Genomic DNA, 16678 nt, shown 5'->3' with positions numbered 1-16678 from the left:
TCGGGATTCGTGAAAAAAAGGTCTGAATTCCTGAATCTCGATAATCATGATTTGTTTGAATTGATTCACTAATCTAGTTTTGAACTCTGAAAATTTAATAGAATTAAAAAGAATATAATGACAAGAATTTTAATTGCCTCGATTATGCTGTACAGTTCTTCATTGTTTGCACAATTTACGGTAAAAGGAAAAGTGGCTACTTCAGAAAAAATTCCTTATGAAGTGCTGGAAGTTCAGCTTACAGATATTAAGTCGAAAATAGAGAAAAGCGAGCTGACAAATAGTAATGGCCAATTTTTCTTTTTAACTAAAGAGGGGGATTATCTTTTAGAAATAAAGTATTTAAATAAAATTATTTGGAAGAAAGATATAAGATTATCTAATGATTTGGATTTTGGTGAAATTGTAATATCAGAAAACGAAGAAAGTCTAAAGGAAGTTATAGTTACTGGTAATAAAAAGCTTATTGAAAGAAAAGTAGATCGCTTGGTCTTTAATGTCGAAAATTCAATTAATGCAACTGGAGGAGATGCTGTTGATGCATTAAAATTGACGCCAGGAATACGACTGCAGAATGATGTTATTACAATGATTGGGAAAAGTAATCTCAAATTGATGATAAATAGTAGATTAATACAGGTTTCCGGGGAAGATTTAATAAGTTTTTTAAAAACGATACCTTCCAGTACCATTAAAAATATTGAAGTGATTACAACGCCTCCAGCAAAATATGACGCAGAAGGGAATAGTGGAATTATAAATATAAATTTAAAAAAGGCAATAAATAATTCATGGAGTGCATCATTAAATGGTGTTTACAAACAAACTACATATGCTACAGGAAGTTTAGGTGGAAATTTTAGTTATCAGAAGAATAAAATTTCATTGGTTTTAAATAGCAATTACTCTAATGGTGCTTATCAGGGTATGGAAAGCACCGATATATATTACCCCGACCAGCTGTGGAACAGCAATGTAAAAAGCAAAAACTTTACAAATTTACTAAGTAATCGTATTGGGTTAGATTATCAATTTTCAAAAAGATTCACAAGCGGAATCCAATATATGGGAAGCTACAGTAAACCTAATATTAATGACGGGGATAATACTTATCTGACTGATAATTTAGGGTCTAATAATGGCATAATAAAAACTTTTGGCAAAAGTGCTAGAAGCAAAGATATAAATACACTAAACTGGCATTCTAATATAGTTCTAGATACTTTGGGGAGAAATATTACGGTTGATGTTGATTATTTAAACTACAAATCGGATAATAATAGAAATTTTTATTCAAATACATCAAACTCTAATCAAGAAGAAATTCCAAATGAATATATGTCTGCAAACAATATTGCAGGGCAAAAAATCAACAATTATTCTGCTCAGATTGACGTGCAACATCCTTTTAAATGGATTAACTTAAGCTACGGAACGAAATTATCATTCTCAAAAACAAGTAACGATGTAAGTTATTATGATACTACCAATGAAATCCCTGTTTTCGATCCTTCACAAAGCAATTTATTTGACTATAAAGAGGACACACAGGCTTTATATTTCGCTGGAAATAAAAAAATTAATGCAAAATGGGAGTTGCAGTTGGGTTTGAGAATTGAAAATACACAGACCGAAGGAAATTCAATTACACTTAATCAAATAAATAAAAATAACTATACAAAGTTCTTTCCAACATCTTACTTAACTTATACACCTAATGAAAATCATGTTTATTCTTTAAATTATGGTAAAAGGATATACAGGCCAAATTTTAAGGAATTAAATCCTTTCAGATGGTATTCAAACCCATATGCCTACACACAAGGAAATCCATTTTTGCAACCAACATATACACACAATTTAGAACTTAATTATTCGTATAAAGATTATCTGAATACATCTTTAGTATACTCGAAAGATATTGATAATTCTGGTCAGGTAGTTTTAGTTAGTGATAGTGATTATACCCAAAAAACAACTAGATTGAACTATTTTAATGATTACAGTTTTGGTTTGCAACAAGTTTATGTTTATAAAAAATTGAAATGGCTGGAAAGCCAAAATACCTTTTATGGTTATTATTTGCATTCTGATTCAAAAATTTATCCAATAACTCCCAAAAGTAGTGAAGGATTTGGAGCAACTATTGGGACTTTAAATACTTTCACTATAAATAAAACTAAAACCATATTGTCTGGATTTGATCTTCAATATAATTTTCCTCATCAATCCTCAGATTTGGTTTATAATTATGCTTTTACGCAATTAAATGTGTTTTTAAGAATGCTTTTTCTTAATAAAACTTTGCAGGCAACACTTGCAGGCAACAATTTGTTCAAAGCCTATGATTATAATAATTCAAGTTACCGCAATAATATAGAGTCAGTTAATAAAGGTTATTATGATTCAAGATATGTTCGCCTTACCGTATCATACAAATTTGGGAACTCGAAAATTAATGTGCCCAAAAGACAAGTAAGTAATGAGGATGAAAAAGGAAGAGCAAACTAACTATAAAAGTGTAAATAACTTCTAAAAGAGTTTTATAGTACTCCCATTTAATAATTAATTACTAAAAATATTTTCTAATTACTAATTCCTGTGTGTAGTTGCAAATACACAAGTTATTAGTTTTTAGATAAATGCTACTTGCAGGTTATCCGACTGTTCGGAGAAAAAATAGACAGAACTAATCAATTAACATTAATTTTTTTGAAATGAAAAAACAAGTAAAAAAGTTTGACGCAGCTAAATTTGAAGTTCTTCAAACAAAAGGTGAAGTATTAAAAGGTGGATTTTCTGCTGCGTTGACTACTACTGCTGTTACAGGTGGAACAATTGCTCCAGCAAACAATTGCTATGGTGGTAACTGTGCAAGAGGTTGTGGTGCTGAATAATTAATGATCATAAATTTGTTTAAAAATGAAAAAACAAGTAAAAAAGTTTGAGGTGACTAAGTTTGAGGTTCTTCAAGCAAAAGGGGAATTAAAAGGTGGGTTTTCTGTTGCATTAACAACTGCTTTCAAAGGTGGAAGTATTGTTGGACCAGCAAACAACTGTCACGGAGGTAACTGCGTAGCAGGATGTAGTGAATAAGCATAATTTTAAAAGCCTAGGTATTAATTTACTTTGTAAATGATACCTAGGTATATTATAGTAAATGAAAGCTTATATAAGTAAAAATAAAGCTAGATGACCCAAAAAAGATAATTGAAATATAACAAACCATAAATATGAAGTACAGCCAATTTAATTCTATTGTTCCGCATGAAGGAAAATACGCACTATATAATTCTTTTCAAAATAAGGTAATTTTTTTAGATCCCGAATTAAAAGATCTTCTTCAAGCTGGAATTTCAGAAGGAATTGACGGCTTAGAAGAAGTTCATCCATCTTTTTTCGAATATTTAACTGACAACAAGTTTATTGTAAAAAATGAATTGAATGAAATTGATGAAATAAAGAAAATTTCAAAAGCGGTTGATGAAAATCAAAAAAATTATATTCTTACTATCAATCCTACAATGAACTGCAATTTTAAATGCTATTATTGTTATGAAACACACATTAGAAAATCAAGATTAGAAGATAAGGAGATAGAGAAAATAAAGAAATTTATTGATACTACGGCTTCAAGAGAAAAATTGGAAAGTTTTACATTATCATTTTTTGGAGGGGAACCATTACTTTATTTTGAAAGAAATGTTATTCCTGTAATTGACCATTTTACCGCTCGTTGCAAAGAGAATAAAAAGACTTTCAATATTGGATTTACTACTAATGGTTATTTAATTAATCAAAACTTTGTTGATTATTTTAAAAACAATAACATTGAATGTGCCTTACAGATTACCTTAGACGGTTACCGAGAAGAGCATGATAAGGTGCGTTATGTAAGTAAAACAAAAGGATCATATTTTGAGATTATAAACAATGTGAAATTATTAGTAAACAATAATTTTTATGTTGTCCTTCGAATCAATTACACCGACGAGAATTTACCAAATACAAATAAAATACCACAAGATTTTAGCGACATCAGTCAAGAAATAAAAGATAAGTATTTAAGATTTGATTTTCACAGAGTTTGGGAAAACAATAAAGTAGATGATCTTCATTTGGTTCTTGAAAAAAATATTTCCGAGATAAGAGATGAAGGTTTTGTGGCCAATGGAACTTATTCGCCAGATAATGTTAACGACTCATGTTATGCTGATAAGAGGAATAGTGTTGTGATAAATTATAATGGTGACATTTTTAAATGTACAGCTCGAGATTTTGAAACAAAAAATCGTGCCGGATTTATTTCTGATAATGGTGATTTGATCTGGGAAAACGATTATCTAGAAAAGAGAATGAATGCAAAGTTTAATAATAAACCTTGCCTGAGTTGTAAAATAATGCCTTTGTGTAATGGTGGGTGTACTCAGCATGCTATGGAACATATTGAATCTGGAACCGATTATTGCGTTTACCACGGACTTGAAAGTGAGAAAGATATAATCGTAAAGACAAAAATACAAGATATATTAAATGAAGTTCTACAAGAAGCCTAAGGTTAGATTTTATCATCAATTGGAAAGTACCGATTGTGGTGCCGCTTGTTTGTGCATGGTATTAAGTTACTATGGCAAACAAGTGACATTGTCTCAAATAAAAGAAATATTTGAATTTACAAGAGTTGGGGTTTCAATTGAAGATATTGTTCAGATTTCGGCAAAAGTTGGCTTGTCTTCAACTCCGTTAAAGTTAACACAGGCTCAATTAGAAGAGATTCCGTTGCCGGCGATTCTTTTTTGGAAACAAGACCATTTTGTTGTTTTAGAAGAAATAGTAAATAAAAAAGATGATACTTTTTATTACGTGTCTGATCCTGGATATGGGAGAATTACATTGAATAGCGATATATTTTTGAAAGAATGGTTAGGAAATAATGAAAAAGGTGTCGGTATTGTTTTAGAGCCATTTGATGATTTTTCAATTGCAGATCTAAAAAAAGAAAAAAAGAAATCAATATTCAATTCTCCGTTTATTGTTTTAGCATTTAACTTTTTGGCTAAAAACAAGATGAAGTATATCGGAGCAATTACGCTTGTATTATTAAGCTTGCTGGCGAATTTCTATATTCCTTTCACTTTTCAAAAAATAATCGACATTGGTATTACGCCAAGAGCTATGGATGTTGTTTATTATTTATTGTTGGCACAAATAGTATTATTTATTTCACGATTTGTTTCTGATTTTATTAGCCATTTAATACTTACCAATATAAATTTTAAACTTAGTGTTAGCTTAAAAGGCAATTTGCTTACAAAGTTAATGCGTTTGCCTATAAGATTTTTTGATACAAGATTGAACACAGAAACATTGCAGAGACTAAACGATCAAAGCAAAATTCAAAATTTTCTTACTTGGAAGGGTATAGAATTAGTATTAAATGTTTTGAATATATTAGTTTTTGGGACTATTCTTTGTTATTTTAATCCGATGGTTTTTGGAATGTATTTCGTCCTATCATCAATGTCAATTGTGTGGGTGTTATTCTTTCTTAAAAAAAGAGCCATGCTCGAATACGCAATGTTTTTGGGGCAATCAGAAAATAATAACAGCATTTATGAATTTATAATGAATATGTCAGAGATTAAAATCAATAACGCTCAGAATAACATCATTAATAAAATTCTAAAAATTCAAACAAAACTGAATAAGTTAGAATTAAGATCATTGTTTTTGAATATGTATCAAAATGTAGGCGTTGATTTTTTGTCAAAGCTTAAAGAAATTATCGCAATTGCAATATGTGCAATTTTAATTATAGATAATAAAATGACTTTGGGTACATTATTAAGCATAACTTATGTTATAGGGCAATTAACTAGTCCTTTACAAAGTTTAGTTGGCTTCATTAAAGACACGCAGGATGCAAATATTGCAAATGAAAGGATTGGTGAAATATATAACAACAATGACGAGGATAATGATTCGAAAATACAGATTGAGGATAAAAAATTTGAACAGATAAAATTAAACGAAATAGCATTCAAATATCCTGGAAACTTTAATCCATTTGTGCTGAATAATATTTCATTTCAAATTCCTAAAAATTCTGTAACTGCCATTGTAGGTTCTAGCGGAAGCGGAAAAACTACCTTATTAAAGTTGCTTTTATCATATTATCCTGCAAGTGCAGGGGAAATTTTACTTGATGATCAAAATCTTAATGATGTGTATGCTAATGAATGGCGAAAAAAATGTGGGATTGTACTTCAAGATGGAAACATTTTTAGTGGTACGATAGCTGAAAATATTGCATTAGCCGAAGATGTAATTGATGAAGAAAAATTATTAAATGCTTCAAAAATTGCCTGTGTTTTAAATTTTGTAGAATCATTACCAATGGGATTTCATACTAAAATAGGAAATACAGGTATTGAATTAAGTGGTGGTCAAAAGCAAAGAATTTTAATTGCTAGAGCAGTTTATAAAAATCCATCTTATATATTTTTCGACGAAGCAACTTCAGCTTTAGATGCAGAAAATGAAAAGCTCATTCATGACAACCTTCAGGAATTTTTTAAAGGGAAGACTGTAGTAATTATTGCTCATCGATTATCAACTGTAAAAAATGCGGATCAAATTATTGTCCTTAAAGATGGGGTAATAGTAGAAACAGGAAACCATCAGGAACTAGTTTATAATAAAGCAAATTATTTTAATCTTGTGAAAAATCAATTAGAACTTGGTATTTAATTTGAAGTAAGTATATAAAAGAAAAAAAGCTTCGGAGTATATCTGAAGCTTTATTTTTTTAAAGGATCAAAGTATGTTTCAGTAGAAGGAGCTGTAACTATTCTTTCTAAGAACGGCATTCAGGTAGATGAGAAGAAAGCTAATATTAATTTAAAATAATTATATTCAGTATCAAAAAATTACGATAAAGGGAAAGAGAAAAAAAACGATATCCTTAACGGGATTTCGAACCATTGTTCAGCTTCGATTAAATCTCTAATAGCGCCACTTTAAGACTGTTTATTTCAAACAGACCAAGAATTTCTTGTAAAAAAATCGAACCACAAATATTAGGCTGTGAAGGCTTGAAAAATCTACACATTCGGGCATAAAAAAAGAGACAACTATTTGCTAGTTGTCTCCTTAAGTGCTTACTGAACGATTTAAAGAAATTGTACTATTTTCTCTCAATTTTCATGATAATTATTTTAAATTTTAATTCTAGAGCGGTTTGTATGTACAGTAAGGGTTAAACGTTAAAATTGATTTATTTCCTTTATAAGTATTACTGTTTTTTGTTTTTCCATTTTAAATTAATAAAAATCGGGTTTATTTCCATACACGTCTGGTTTATTAAGACCTACACTAGCATTTACATCTTTTTCAGGATTTTCAATTATATCAGAAATACATTTGGCAACCGCCTTTCTCGCAACTTCAGTACCAAGAAAAGGCTCTCCCTTTTGTGTAGTTTCAAATTCGATTTCATTTTTATTGGTTAGCCATGAAGGACGGATAATCGTGTTAGGGAGTTTTCTTCATCAGAAGATAAAGATTCCTCAAATGCCCCATGTGGGCAGCGGTCCATAGTACCGTTATAGTTTCAGATGCAATATCGCGACTTTTTAGAAACAGCTGGCGTTTCGGCAATCTTTGCCCACTTCGTCTATTTTACCTCACCTGATGGAGGATTGTTCTCGAAATGGCGTTTTATCTCTTCGTAATTCATGTTAAAAAATTAGATAAAATGGACAGAATCTTAAAGCCTAATGTGAATGTTCTCATTGTATTTTTCATGCCATAAAAATTTGGCATCATAAACTTAGCTGCCATCCAGAAATTTTAGGCATTATGTCCTTCTTTTTTGCACTTTCTGATCAATACTGCCTAAACTTTTGGTCGCAGAAAAGGTATAAACTCCATCCTGCATTTTTTCATTGGGAATATTTTCATAAAAAAAATAGTAATAAATACAAGGCGAAATTTTTTGATTTAGTTAATTATTTTGCTTGAGAATAGGTAAATATACCTGTTTGATTTATATTTTAAATAGCTAATTTGCAGTGTTTTATTTTTGTTTTGAAAGTAAGAAAGTAAGAAAGTAAGAAAGTAAGAAAGTAAGAAAGTAATTTGTAGTTATGGAGTCAATCCTTATTCCGACAATATAAGTGTCGAGAATGTAGTTTCAAAAGTCATAAATGGAAAAACCTGATAATGATCAATATGTGGCTTACGATCCAGATGGCTTCAAGGATAAAAATTCTATACTCATACCTTTTTTAATTTGAACTAAGCTTTGTACTAATTTTATTATAGAAATAAGATAAGATGCATGCGTCAATGTGCCTTAGAATCACTTTCCAAAACGAGACGTAACTAACCTGAAAAGGACCAAAATATATAACAAAATGGAAAATTTAAATGGCTTACAACAGCAAACATGCCCATATGGCGCTCAACAAGCAATTGTGGCGATAACAGCACCACCAGCGGTAATTCCAGACATTACAACTCCGCTTGTATCAACAACGAATCAGCCGCCGGTTATTGGTACTTCTAATCTGGGAATTTTAAATAATTTTATTGGTACATGGAATAGTCCTACTGGAGCAAATGCTACAGGTTACAATGTTATGCCTTTACCCCAAACAGATGCTCCAAATGGCTACATCACTAAAAACTTTCCTTATTTCGAAGAAATCTCATTTTCGGCTATAGCAGGTGGAGCACCAAATAGAGAAGGACAATATACACAGGCAAGCAGTGTGTTGTTTTATGAACAAAGAGTTTACATAGCAAATAACCCCGATCCAAACGGAGCACAGCCCATTCAAAATACTTTAATTCATGCAGAGAATGGAACTTGGCTCTATCACGTAATACAAAATCAGGTTGAAGGCCCTTATGGTCCTGGTTTTGTTCCGGATTCAAATCCAATTCCTGTACAAAACCCGGCAACTCAGTACAACAAACAAATTTCGGTACCTCATGGTGTTTCAGTTTTAATGACAGGAGGGCCAGTTGTTTCGGGAACAGGAAATCCGGTTTTTCCAACTGCAGACAGAACCAAATTACCGTTTACAGACCCCACGATAATTGATCCGTCAACCTATTTGACAAAGCAATTAAATGCATTGAATAGCCAGGGAATTACGGTTGACAGCTATTCAAGTATTACTGTAAGTACAAATAATGAAGGCGGTGCAGTAAGCAATATAAACTTTGAAACTTCTTTTGGAAAAGTGCTTTCTATGAACACCACTTGGTATGTTGAAAATTTAAGTAATGGAACAACTCAGTTACAATACATTCAAAATATTGTTTTACAATTTTTGATTAATGGTATGCCAACTCAGTTTTTGCATATTGATGCTAATACCCTGCAGCTGGTAGAAACCTTTGTTCCGGTTAATGCAAATCAGGCATGGCAAAATACCGGAGTTGCAGTACAGCCAGGCAATACGTTAACAGTAAGTTACGAATCTGGTCTATGGACAGCAGATCCTCAAACGAATAATGGTAACCTGTATAACGCAAATGGATGTCCGGGTATTATTGTTACACAATCAGGATATCCTATTCAGAATGTAAATATGGGTACCCTTATAGGACAAGTTGGAAATAATGCTCCATTTTTTATTGGAAATGGGCCTGTTACAACTCCTGCCGGTCAAAGCGGACCATTGAAGTTATGCATCAACGATGATCTAAATGCTGAATACGGAGCTGGATTAGCCGATAATATTGGCAGTCTGCAGGTACGTATCAAAATTTAAAGACTAACATAAATCTCTTCAGTTTTATTGCTGAAGAGATTTATTTCCGAAAACAAAAATACGCCTAATTCTAATAACCAAAAAATGAAACCTACCAAAGAATTTACGGTCGCAGATTATCTGCTGACCCGACTCAAGCAATTAAATGTCACCGAGGTTTTTCAAATTCCGGGGGATTATGTAAAACATTTTACACAAGCTCTGGAATACTTTGACGGAATTGAAACCATTGGAACTTCAAATGAATTAGATGCTTCTTACGCGGCAGATGCTTACGCACGCACCAGAGGTTTAGCTGCCGTATCTTTACAATACGGAGTAAGTACTTTTAGCGCATTAAATGCTATTGCAGGAGCTTACGTAGAACGTAGTCCAGTTGTTGTAATTAGTGCAACACCCGGAGCCGATGCACGAAAAATTGGGAGTATGTACAATGTACTTTATCATCACTCTACAGGTAATCTTAACGCAGATCAGGAAGTTTATGAAAGAGTAACGGTTGCAGCCGAGACACTAAGCACTTCTGCAGGCGCACCTGAAAAAATTGATAAATTACTTATCGCAGCACTTACACACCAGAGGCCTGTTTATATTGCATGTTATAAAGAGGTGTGGGGCGAACCTTGCCCAAAACCTTCCAGTAAAAAACTAGAACCTGAAATAATAAAAAGTGAACCAGCAGCACTTGAAAATGCTGTTTCTCAGGCATGGTCACAAATTAGTCAGTCAAAAAATCCTTTGATTTTTGCTGGAGTAGAGCTCTTGCGACACAAACTAACAAAGCAATTAGAAGAACTTATAAAAGCCAGCGGAATGTTGTACACTACAACTTCACTTGGAAAAACGGTTCTGGATGAGAAAGGCGATAAATTTATTGGTACCTATTCTGATCAGGCTTCAATACCGGAAGTTATTAAGATAGTTGAAGCCTCAGATTGTATTTTATCATTAGGAACTATCATTACCGATGATTATTTATGGCTGGTAGAAAATAAATTTTCGGATATGATTCAGGTAACTACGCAGGAAACGAGAGCTGGTTATTTTACCTATTCGGGAGTAACTTTAAAAGACTTTATAGAAGCATTAACAGAACGATTTAAAAGAGCTTCAGGGTATCCTTTAAAAGTAATAGCTCCGGCTCAGCCAAGATTCCCGGAACCATGGCGATCAAACTCTGATCCGAAATATGATTTAACTCCAGAAGTAATAACATTTAACCGCTTTTTTGAGCATGCAACATCATTTCTGCAAAAGCAAAAAATGCTGGACGATATTGTAATGACTTTTGGTGTAAGTTCATCAATGTACGTGGCTACGAATATTTATGGATTATCTCAAAACGCCTATATTTCTTCGGCTGCGTGGCAGTGTATTGGTTTTGAAACCGGTGCAACTTCAGGAGCTCAGTTGGGAAGCGGCAAACAAGCCTGGACTGTAGCCGGTGATGGTGGTTTTATGATGATTGCACAATCACTTTCTACCCTTGTAAAATACAACATCAACTCCGTAATCTTCGTGATGAGTAATGGTGTATATGCAATTGAGCAGGTATATGTCGACATCGACTCGTTTAAAGCAGGCCCGAATCATAAGTTTGATGCATTTGATATTCTTCCAAAATGGGATTATCAGGCACTTGCCAAAGCATTTGGAGCAAACTTTTACTGTGCTGAAACTGTTTCAGAGTTAGACGAAGTACTTCTTAAACTTAAGAAAAAAACAAATCTTCCAACTTTGGTAGAAATTGTAATTCCTCAAAAAGATCTGGCACAGCAAATGGCAAGACTGGGAAATGAATAAAACCACTATCTATAAACTACTAAAAATCTAAAAATATACTATCATGAGCAAAAAAACATACTCTATTTTTGGAGCAGGTGCAGCTGGACTCTATACTGCGTGGAGGTTACTCGATGGAAAATCTAAACTCGCCAAAAACGAAAAAATGCTCGTTAAGGGCGATGTATTAGAACTTTACGACTGGGGGAAATATGATTTTTCTAAAAAAAATCCAGGAACCAGAGAACCAGGCGCACGTGTTTGTACATGGCATTATAAAGATGACAAAGACAATTCGTACCTTGAATTAGGAGGTATGAGATATTTATATTGGGATGGAACTCCTGAAGGACCGGGACACCGTTTAGTGACTAAAACCATTGAAGAATTGGATTTAAAGAAAGATTCAGTTCCGTTTAATGAATCAGCAGATCCATTAATGTCTTTGCGTTCAAAAAACATGTATATCTCAGATATCAATTCTAACCAGCCAGCTCCGTATTTCGCAAACAATTACGCTCAGGATGCTCCCCCAGATGATGGTTTTACAACCATACAATCTGTAGCAATCACACAAACATCAGGGCCGACTACCCGAAGAGAATGGTGCAAATTTTATGAAGAAGGAAGGATCAATATTGATATGCCAGATAGTTCAATCTACCAAAAAGGAGATTTGCTAAAAGAAATTGGATATTGGAACTTAGGTTATGATATGCTTGACCAAGAAGGATTTAGCTACTTATCTGATGGTAATGGCTATAGTTCAAACGTAGTAAATAGCAATAGCGCTCAGTCATTTAATGTCAATGATGAATTTCTTCCGGGAACAGAATATAAAACTTTAATAAAGGGATATTCAAGCTTATTTGACAGCTTATTTGAAGAAGTTGAAAAATTAGCAAAACAAAAAGGAATCACACTAAATTATTATCCAAATGTTAGGTTGCGTTCTATTATACACACAAAATCTGGAGTAAATTTTACAACTGCAACACGCAAAGATCCGGATGCACTTGCAGAAAGAAAAAAATGTGATGCAGCATTTCTGGCTATGCCAAGAGCAGCAATTGACTTAGTGGCGCAGGCATCGAGATATAGTGATGCAGAAGGTGTAGATGTATTGAATCATGAAAAAGTACAGCTGTATTTAGAGTCTGTATTAATGGAACCTTCATACAAAATAGGAATGTTTTTCGATACACCTTGGTGGAGAACAACCGAGGCCGGAAGCCCGACATATCCTGCTAAACTAACAAGTTATTTCCTGACACAAGAAGGAATTGAGAAATTAAAAAAAGAGGGTTTTCCTTCTAACTATCTTAAAAAAATAGAATCGGCAAAAAATCCGGCTATCATTGTTAATTCTTTTAACGATAAGGCAAGCTTTATAGCTGCTGTAGAAAACGCAATCGAGGAACGTTTGACTTTTAAACAAGAAAAACAAATTTCGACTGTAGCCGAATTAGATACTATTGGGCCAAGTATTACAGATATGCCTATTCGACAAGTGGTTTATTTTGGTGATAATGCCAGAGACGGAAAAGGAAAAAAAGTATATGGTATTTTGGCTAGTTACGATGATATTCTATATGCAACATTTTGGAAAGCCTTAGAACTTGGACCAAATGCTACACGTGAAATTCCTGAATCCAGAGACTGTCAGCCGCTTGAAGGGCCAAGAGAAGCTACTCCTGTAATGGTGAAAATGCTGCGCTCTCAATTGGCATCATTGCATTTTGGGCCGCAGGCTGATTATTCGTATGTGCCTGAGCCTTTAGAAACAAAATATATGGACTGGTCGCTTCCTCCTTTTAATGCAGGATATCATGCTTATAAATCGCATTATAATTTAGGTGATGTGCAAAGAAAAATTAGAAAACCATCTCAGCTCGTTCCAAATACAGACAGCGAAATTTTTATTGTAGGAGAAACCTATTCAAACGATCAGGCTTGGGTAGAAGGTGCATTTTGTACTGCCGAATCTGTTTTGAATGATTTCTTTGGAATCGAACCTATTATTGACGAAAAATACTATCCATTTATTAGTCCGGAATAATCTACTTTAACCAAAAACAAATGAAAACAAAAAAACTATTTAACTTTTCTACTTCGGTAACAAAAGAGAATATCAAAGATGTAATGCAGCAGGCAATTGCACTGGAGCTCGCTACAATTCCAACGTATTTATCGACCTATTACTCGATAAACAGAGCGCAGGATCAGGATAAACTGTATGCTAAACTTCATGCGCAGCTTTCACAATCTGGTGTGCTTACTGCTGCCGAAATCGACGAACTGGCGCAAGAACTGAAACTAGATATATTAGTTTATTCGAATAAATCGGCAGCCTTAATTATGAGCGTTGTTATTGAAGAAATGCTGCATCTGGCACTTTCATGCAATGTGAAACAAGCAGTTTGTCAGACAGCGCCTGATTTAATGGGAATTGGAAAAGTATTAACATTTCCAACACAATTAGACGGACATATTCCTGAATTTCAAATTGATGCAGCAAAATTGTCATTGAAGCAATTGACTACATTTTTGCAAATTGAAAGTCCTGAGCCGTTTAAAGATCCTTATGCAAATGCACAATTGCTTGATACGGTTGAATATCAAACGATTGGACTTTTATATGAAATGATTATTAAATGTATAGAAAAGGATTTCCCTGGACCTTATGAACAAAGACCACAATTGCTTCCTCCAGATAACCCGAATCGTCCGAGACCGTATTATTCTCAAAATTCAATGAATACGGTACATTATGACAGAGATCACAATCCTCAATTTGCCAACACAGATGATAGTGAAGGACTTGTTGGCGTACACGACGCTAAATCGGCAATTGAAGCTATACATCGCATCATTGAACAGGGAGAAGGAAAAAGCAAATACAAGCAGCATACTTTAATTTGGGGCGAGAATAAAATGCCGGTTCCTATGGATATTGTTGATGGCAAAGTAGTTTTTTGGGAAGGTGATTATGATGATTCCGGAAAAGAACCCGCTCACTTTGCCAAATTTCTTGAAGCCTACACACTTGGCGGACATTATCAACAAAAGTTCTGTAACATTCAGGGCTTAGATGATTTCTTCAGCTATTTTGTATATGATACCGATGCTAATCCTAAAACAGCCGATTATATAGCTTCAAACAATCAGGCACTGGCATTGTGTTCACAATTAGGTAATGCAGTTTTTGCTTATATTCTTTTAATGATTGAAGCTTGTTATCATAAAGATGAAAGTACACAATATGATTTATTCATTTTTGGTATTCATAAATCAATGATCTGGTTATTGAGTGGTGTTGGTAACCAAATTAATCAATACACTTATACCAAAGGCAATCAGGCTTTTAAAGGAGCTTTAACATTTGAACCTTTTTCATTTGAACAAAGTTTCTTAAGACCAAAAGCACAAATCATGAGTTTGGTTGATCAATTGGCAAAAGCCGATCCTGTAAATTGGGGCTGGGCAATTAATAGCGAAAACTATTTCCCGTCTTTACCAGACGTAGGATTAGATTACAGCATTGAAGCCGATATTCCTAAAGTACCAAGTACACCTTATAGACATAATCATTAATATAAAAATATACAACATGTCAGAATTAGTAACTAAAGAACTTCATGTATGCATGGGGCTTAATTCATGCAAAAATGCGGGATATTCAGGAAATAATGATTGTGCTGGTCAAGGCGATTGCTCAACAGCAGCTGGTCATCCTTGCCACACCTTAAATGCCTGCAAAGGACAGGGAGGCTGCGGAATTTTTGGAACGACAGAAGAACTTTGCCATCCCGGCGAAAATGATTGTCGTTATCAAGGAAGTTGCGGTGTACCTATTTTATCTTCCCGTTTTATGGCACAAGGGCCTAATAAAGGGCTTAGTGTTTGGCAATTAGCCAGAATACGTTTTGAAGAAAAAAGAATAAAAGAAGGAGAGACCTTCGGAGAGGCTCCGCAGCAATATGGGCCGAGCGATGAATACGTAAACACAATTCGCGGAACTTCGGGCGTAGATTATTCTTCTTGTGGACAAAGTGGTTCAAGATCTTGTTCATACATCAACGACCCTGTTAAAAGAAAAGCAGCAGCAGCAGAAAGAGTTTTGAAAATGGAGGAAGAAAGCGCTAAAAAATTACCGGAGAGTCTTTCAAATTGTCAATCAAAAAATAATGGACACTAGACTTGGATTACCCAATTTAGGATTGGGATTAGGACTCAGAAGCCAGCATTTTGAACATATTCTGGAGAAAAGCCCTGCCGTAGACTGGTTTGAGGTAATTTCTGAAAATTTCATGGATTCACATGGACGTCCGAGATATATTTTACAACAAATAGCAGAAAAATATCCCGTGGTCATGCACGGGGTATCGCTTTCTATAGGAAGCACTGATCCCTTAAATTTTGATTATCTAAAGAGTTTAAAACAACTCGCAAGTGAAGTTAAGCCAGCCTGGATTAGCGATCATTTATGCTGGACGGGAGTTTTAACTACCAATTCTCACGATTTATTGCCGCTTCCGCTGAATGAAGATTCATTAAAACACGTTTGCAGCCGAATCAGACAAGTTCAGGATTATTTAGAACGACCGCTAATTGTAGAAAATCCAAGTACCTACGCAGCCTTCAATAATTCGACATTTCCGGAATGGGAGTTTTTGCGAATCATGACCGAAGAAACAGGCTGTGGATTACTTCTGGACGTAAACAATGTATATGTTTCTTCTTTTAATAATGATTTTGATCCTGTAGAATACATCAACGGAATCCCGCACGATAAAATAGTTCAAATGCATTTGGCAGGTCATCAAAATTGTGGTAATTATATTATTGATACACACGATAGAGAAGTAAATAATCAGGTTTGGAAATTATTTCAACAAGCTTATCAATTGGCCAATCAGGCATCAATTTTATTAGAATGGGATGGTAATATTCCGGCTTTTGATGTTTATCATTCGGAATTACTGAAATCAAAGCAATATATGGATGCAGCATTTGTTGGAGTTGAAAAAGAAGTTTTTTCTACTGATGAAGAACAAATTTCAAACCCATTGAATTTATTCGCTGTCGACAAATTTTTATAGACTCCAAAG

At 33.9% G+C, this 16678-nt stretch carries 12 protein-coding genes; 11 read left to right on the top strand and 1 reads right to left on the bottom strand.

From position 1 onward, the window contains the following. Positions 1-117 precede the first annotated feature (117 nt). From EYY60_RS20390 to EYY60_RS20375, 5 genes are all read left to right on the top strand, one after another. Positions 118-2511, top strand: coding sequence for an outer membrane beta-barrel family protein (locus tag EYY60_RS20390; protein ID WP_132991118.1), 2394 nt, complete (start codon positions 118-120; stop codon positions 2509-2511). Between the two features lie 206 nt (positions 2512-2717). Beyond that, a complete protein-coding gene (locus EYY60_RS20385; RefSeq protein ID WP_132991117.1) occupies positions 2718-2897 on the top strand; it encodes a hypothetical protein in 180 nt (59 codons plus the stop codon). A gap of 25 nt (positions 2898-2922) precedes the next feature. After that, the gene (locus EYY60_RS22330; RefSeq protein ID WP_162847908.1) at positions 2923-3096 is read left to right on the top strand and encodes a hypothetical protein; all 174 of its coding nucleotides are present in this window, start codon (positions 2923-2925) and stop codon (positions 3094-3096) included. Between the two features lie 137 nt (positions 3097-3233). Beyond that, complete coding sequence (locus EYY60_RS20380; RefSeq protein WP_132991116.1) at positions 3234-4556, top strand: radical SAM/SPASM domain-containing protein; 1323 nt, start codon at positions 3234-3236, stop codon at positions 4554-4556. Continuing rightward, positions 4534-6750: a peptidase domain-containing ABC transporter gene (locus EYY60_RS20375; protein WP_132991115.1), complete on the top strand. Its 2217-nt coding sequence runs from the start codon at positions 4534-4536 to the stop codon at positions 6748-6750. Before EYY60_RS20380 ends, EYY60_RS20375 begins: the two co-directional genes overlap by 23 nt. A 572-nt stretch (positions 6751-7322) precedes the next feature. Here EYY60_RS20375 and EYY60_RS20370 read toward each other — a convergent pair. After that, positions 7323-7529 carry an NAD(P)H-binding protein gene (locus EYY60_RS20370; RefSeq protein ID WP_132991439.1) on the bottom strand — a complete coding sequence of 69 codons (207 nt, stop codon included), beginning with the start codon at positions 7527-7529 and terminating at the stop codon, positions 7323-7325. Between the two features lie 888 nt (positions 7530-8417). Here EYY60_RS20370 and EYY60_RS20365 point away from each other — a divergent pair. From EYY60_RS20365 to bufB, 6 genes are all read left to right on the top strand, one after another. Then, complete coding sequence (locus tag EYY60_RS20365; RefSeq protein ID WP_132991114.1) at positions 8418-9785, top strand: heme-binding protein; 1368 nt, start codon at positions 8418-8420, stop codon at positions 9783-9785. A gap of 84 nt (positions 9786-9869) precedes the next feature. Continuing rightward, the gene (locus tag EYY60_RS20360; protein WP_132991113.1) at positions 9870-11588 is read left to right on the top strand and encodes an alpha-keto acid decarboxylase family protein; all 1719 of its coding nucleotides are present in this window, start codon (positions 9870-9872) and stop codon (positions 11586-11588) included. Positions 11589-11631: 43 nt separating this feature from the next. Further along, on the top strand, positions 11632-13626 hold the full coding sequence (locus tag EYY60_RS20355; protein ID WP_132991112.1) for a flavin monoamine oxidase family protein: 1995 nt from the start codon (positions 11632-11634) through the stop codon (positions 13624-13626). A gap of 20 nt (positions 13627-13646) precedes the next feature. Next, positions 13647-15161 (top strand): ferritin-like domain-containing protein, encoded by a 1515-nt coding sequence (locus EYY60_RS20350; protein ID WP_132991111.1) that lies wholly within the window; start codon positions 13647-13649, stop codon positions 15159-15161. Positions 15162-15177: 16 nt separating this feature from the next. Then, positions 15178-15765, top strand: coding sequence for a hypothetical protein (locus tag EYY60_RS20345; protein ID WP_132991110.1), 588 nt, complete (start codon positions 15178-15180; stop codon positions 15763-15765). Beyond that, complete coding sequence (bufB, locus tag EYY60_RS20340) at positions 15755-16669, top strand: MNIO family bufferin maturase (RefSeq protein WP_132991109.1); 915 nt, start codon at positions 15755-15757, stop codon at positions 16667-16669. Before EYY60_RS20345 ends, bufB begins: the two co-directional genes overlap by 11 nt. Positions 16670-16678 lie beyond the last annotated feature (9 nt).

The sequence above is a fragment of the Flavobacterium zhairuonense genome (assembly GCF_004352915.1).
In the GTDB taxonomy this organism is placed as follows: Bacteria; Bacteroidota; Bacteroidia; order Flavobacteriales; family Flavobacteriaceae; genus Flavobacterium; species Flavobacterium zhairuonense.
Note: the sequence above shows the minus strand (reverse complement) of the source record. Positions and strands in the feature narration are given on the sequence as shown.

What these genes read in the sequence shown, in the direction of transcription:
- EYY60_RS20390 (WP_132991118.1), top strand. Translation starts at nt 118, where the DNA reads ATGACAAGAATTTTAATTGCCTCGATTATGCTGTACAGTTCTTCATTG.
- EYY60_RS20385 (WP_132991117.1), top strand. Translation starts at nt 2,718, where the DNA reads ATGAAAAAACAAGTAAAAAAGTTTGACGCAGCTAAATTTGAAGTTCTT.
- EYY60_RS22330 (WP_162847908.1), top strand. Translation starts at nt 2,923, where the DNA reads ATGAAAAAACAAGTAAAAAAGTTTGAGGTGACTAAGTTTGAGGTTCTT.
- EYY60_RS20380 (WP_132991116.1), top strand. Translation starts at nt 3,234, where the DNA reads ATGAAGTACAGCCAATTTAATTCTATTGTTCCGCATGAAGGAAAATAC.
- EYY60_RS20375 (WP_132991115.1), top strand. Translation starts at nt 4,534, where the DNA reads ATGAAGTTCTACAAGAAGCCTAAGGTTAGATTTTATCATCAATTGGAA.
- EYY60_RS20365 (WP_132991114.1), top strand. Translation starts at nt 8,418, where the DNA reads ATGGAAAATTTAAATGGCTTACAACAGCAAACATGCCCATATGGCGCT.
- EYY60_RS20360 (WP_132991113.1), top strand. Translation starts at nt 9,870, where the DNA reads ATGAAACCTACCAAAGAATTTACGGTCGCAGATTATCTGCTGACCCGA.
- EYY60_RS20355 (WP_132991112.1), top strand. Translation starts at nt 11,632, where the DNA reads ATGAGCAAAAAAACATACTCTATTTTTGGAGCAGGTGCAGCTGGACTC.
- EYY60_RS20350 (WP_132991111.1), top strand. Translation starts at nt 13,647, where the DNA reads ATGAAAACAAAAAAACTATTTAACTTTTCTACTTCGGTAACAAAAGAG.
- EYY60_RS20345 (WP_132991110.1), top strand. Translation starts at nt 15,178, where the DNA reads ATGTCAGAATTAGTAACTAAAGAACTTCATGTATGCATGGGGCTTAAT.
- bufB (WP_132991109.1), top strand. Translation starts at nt 15,755, where the DNA reads ATGGACACTAGACTTGGATTACCCAATTTAGGATTGGGATTAGGACTC.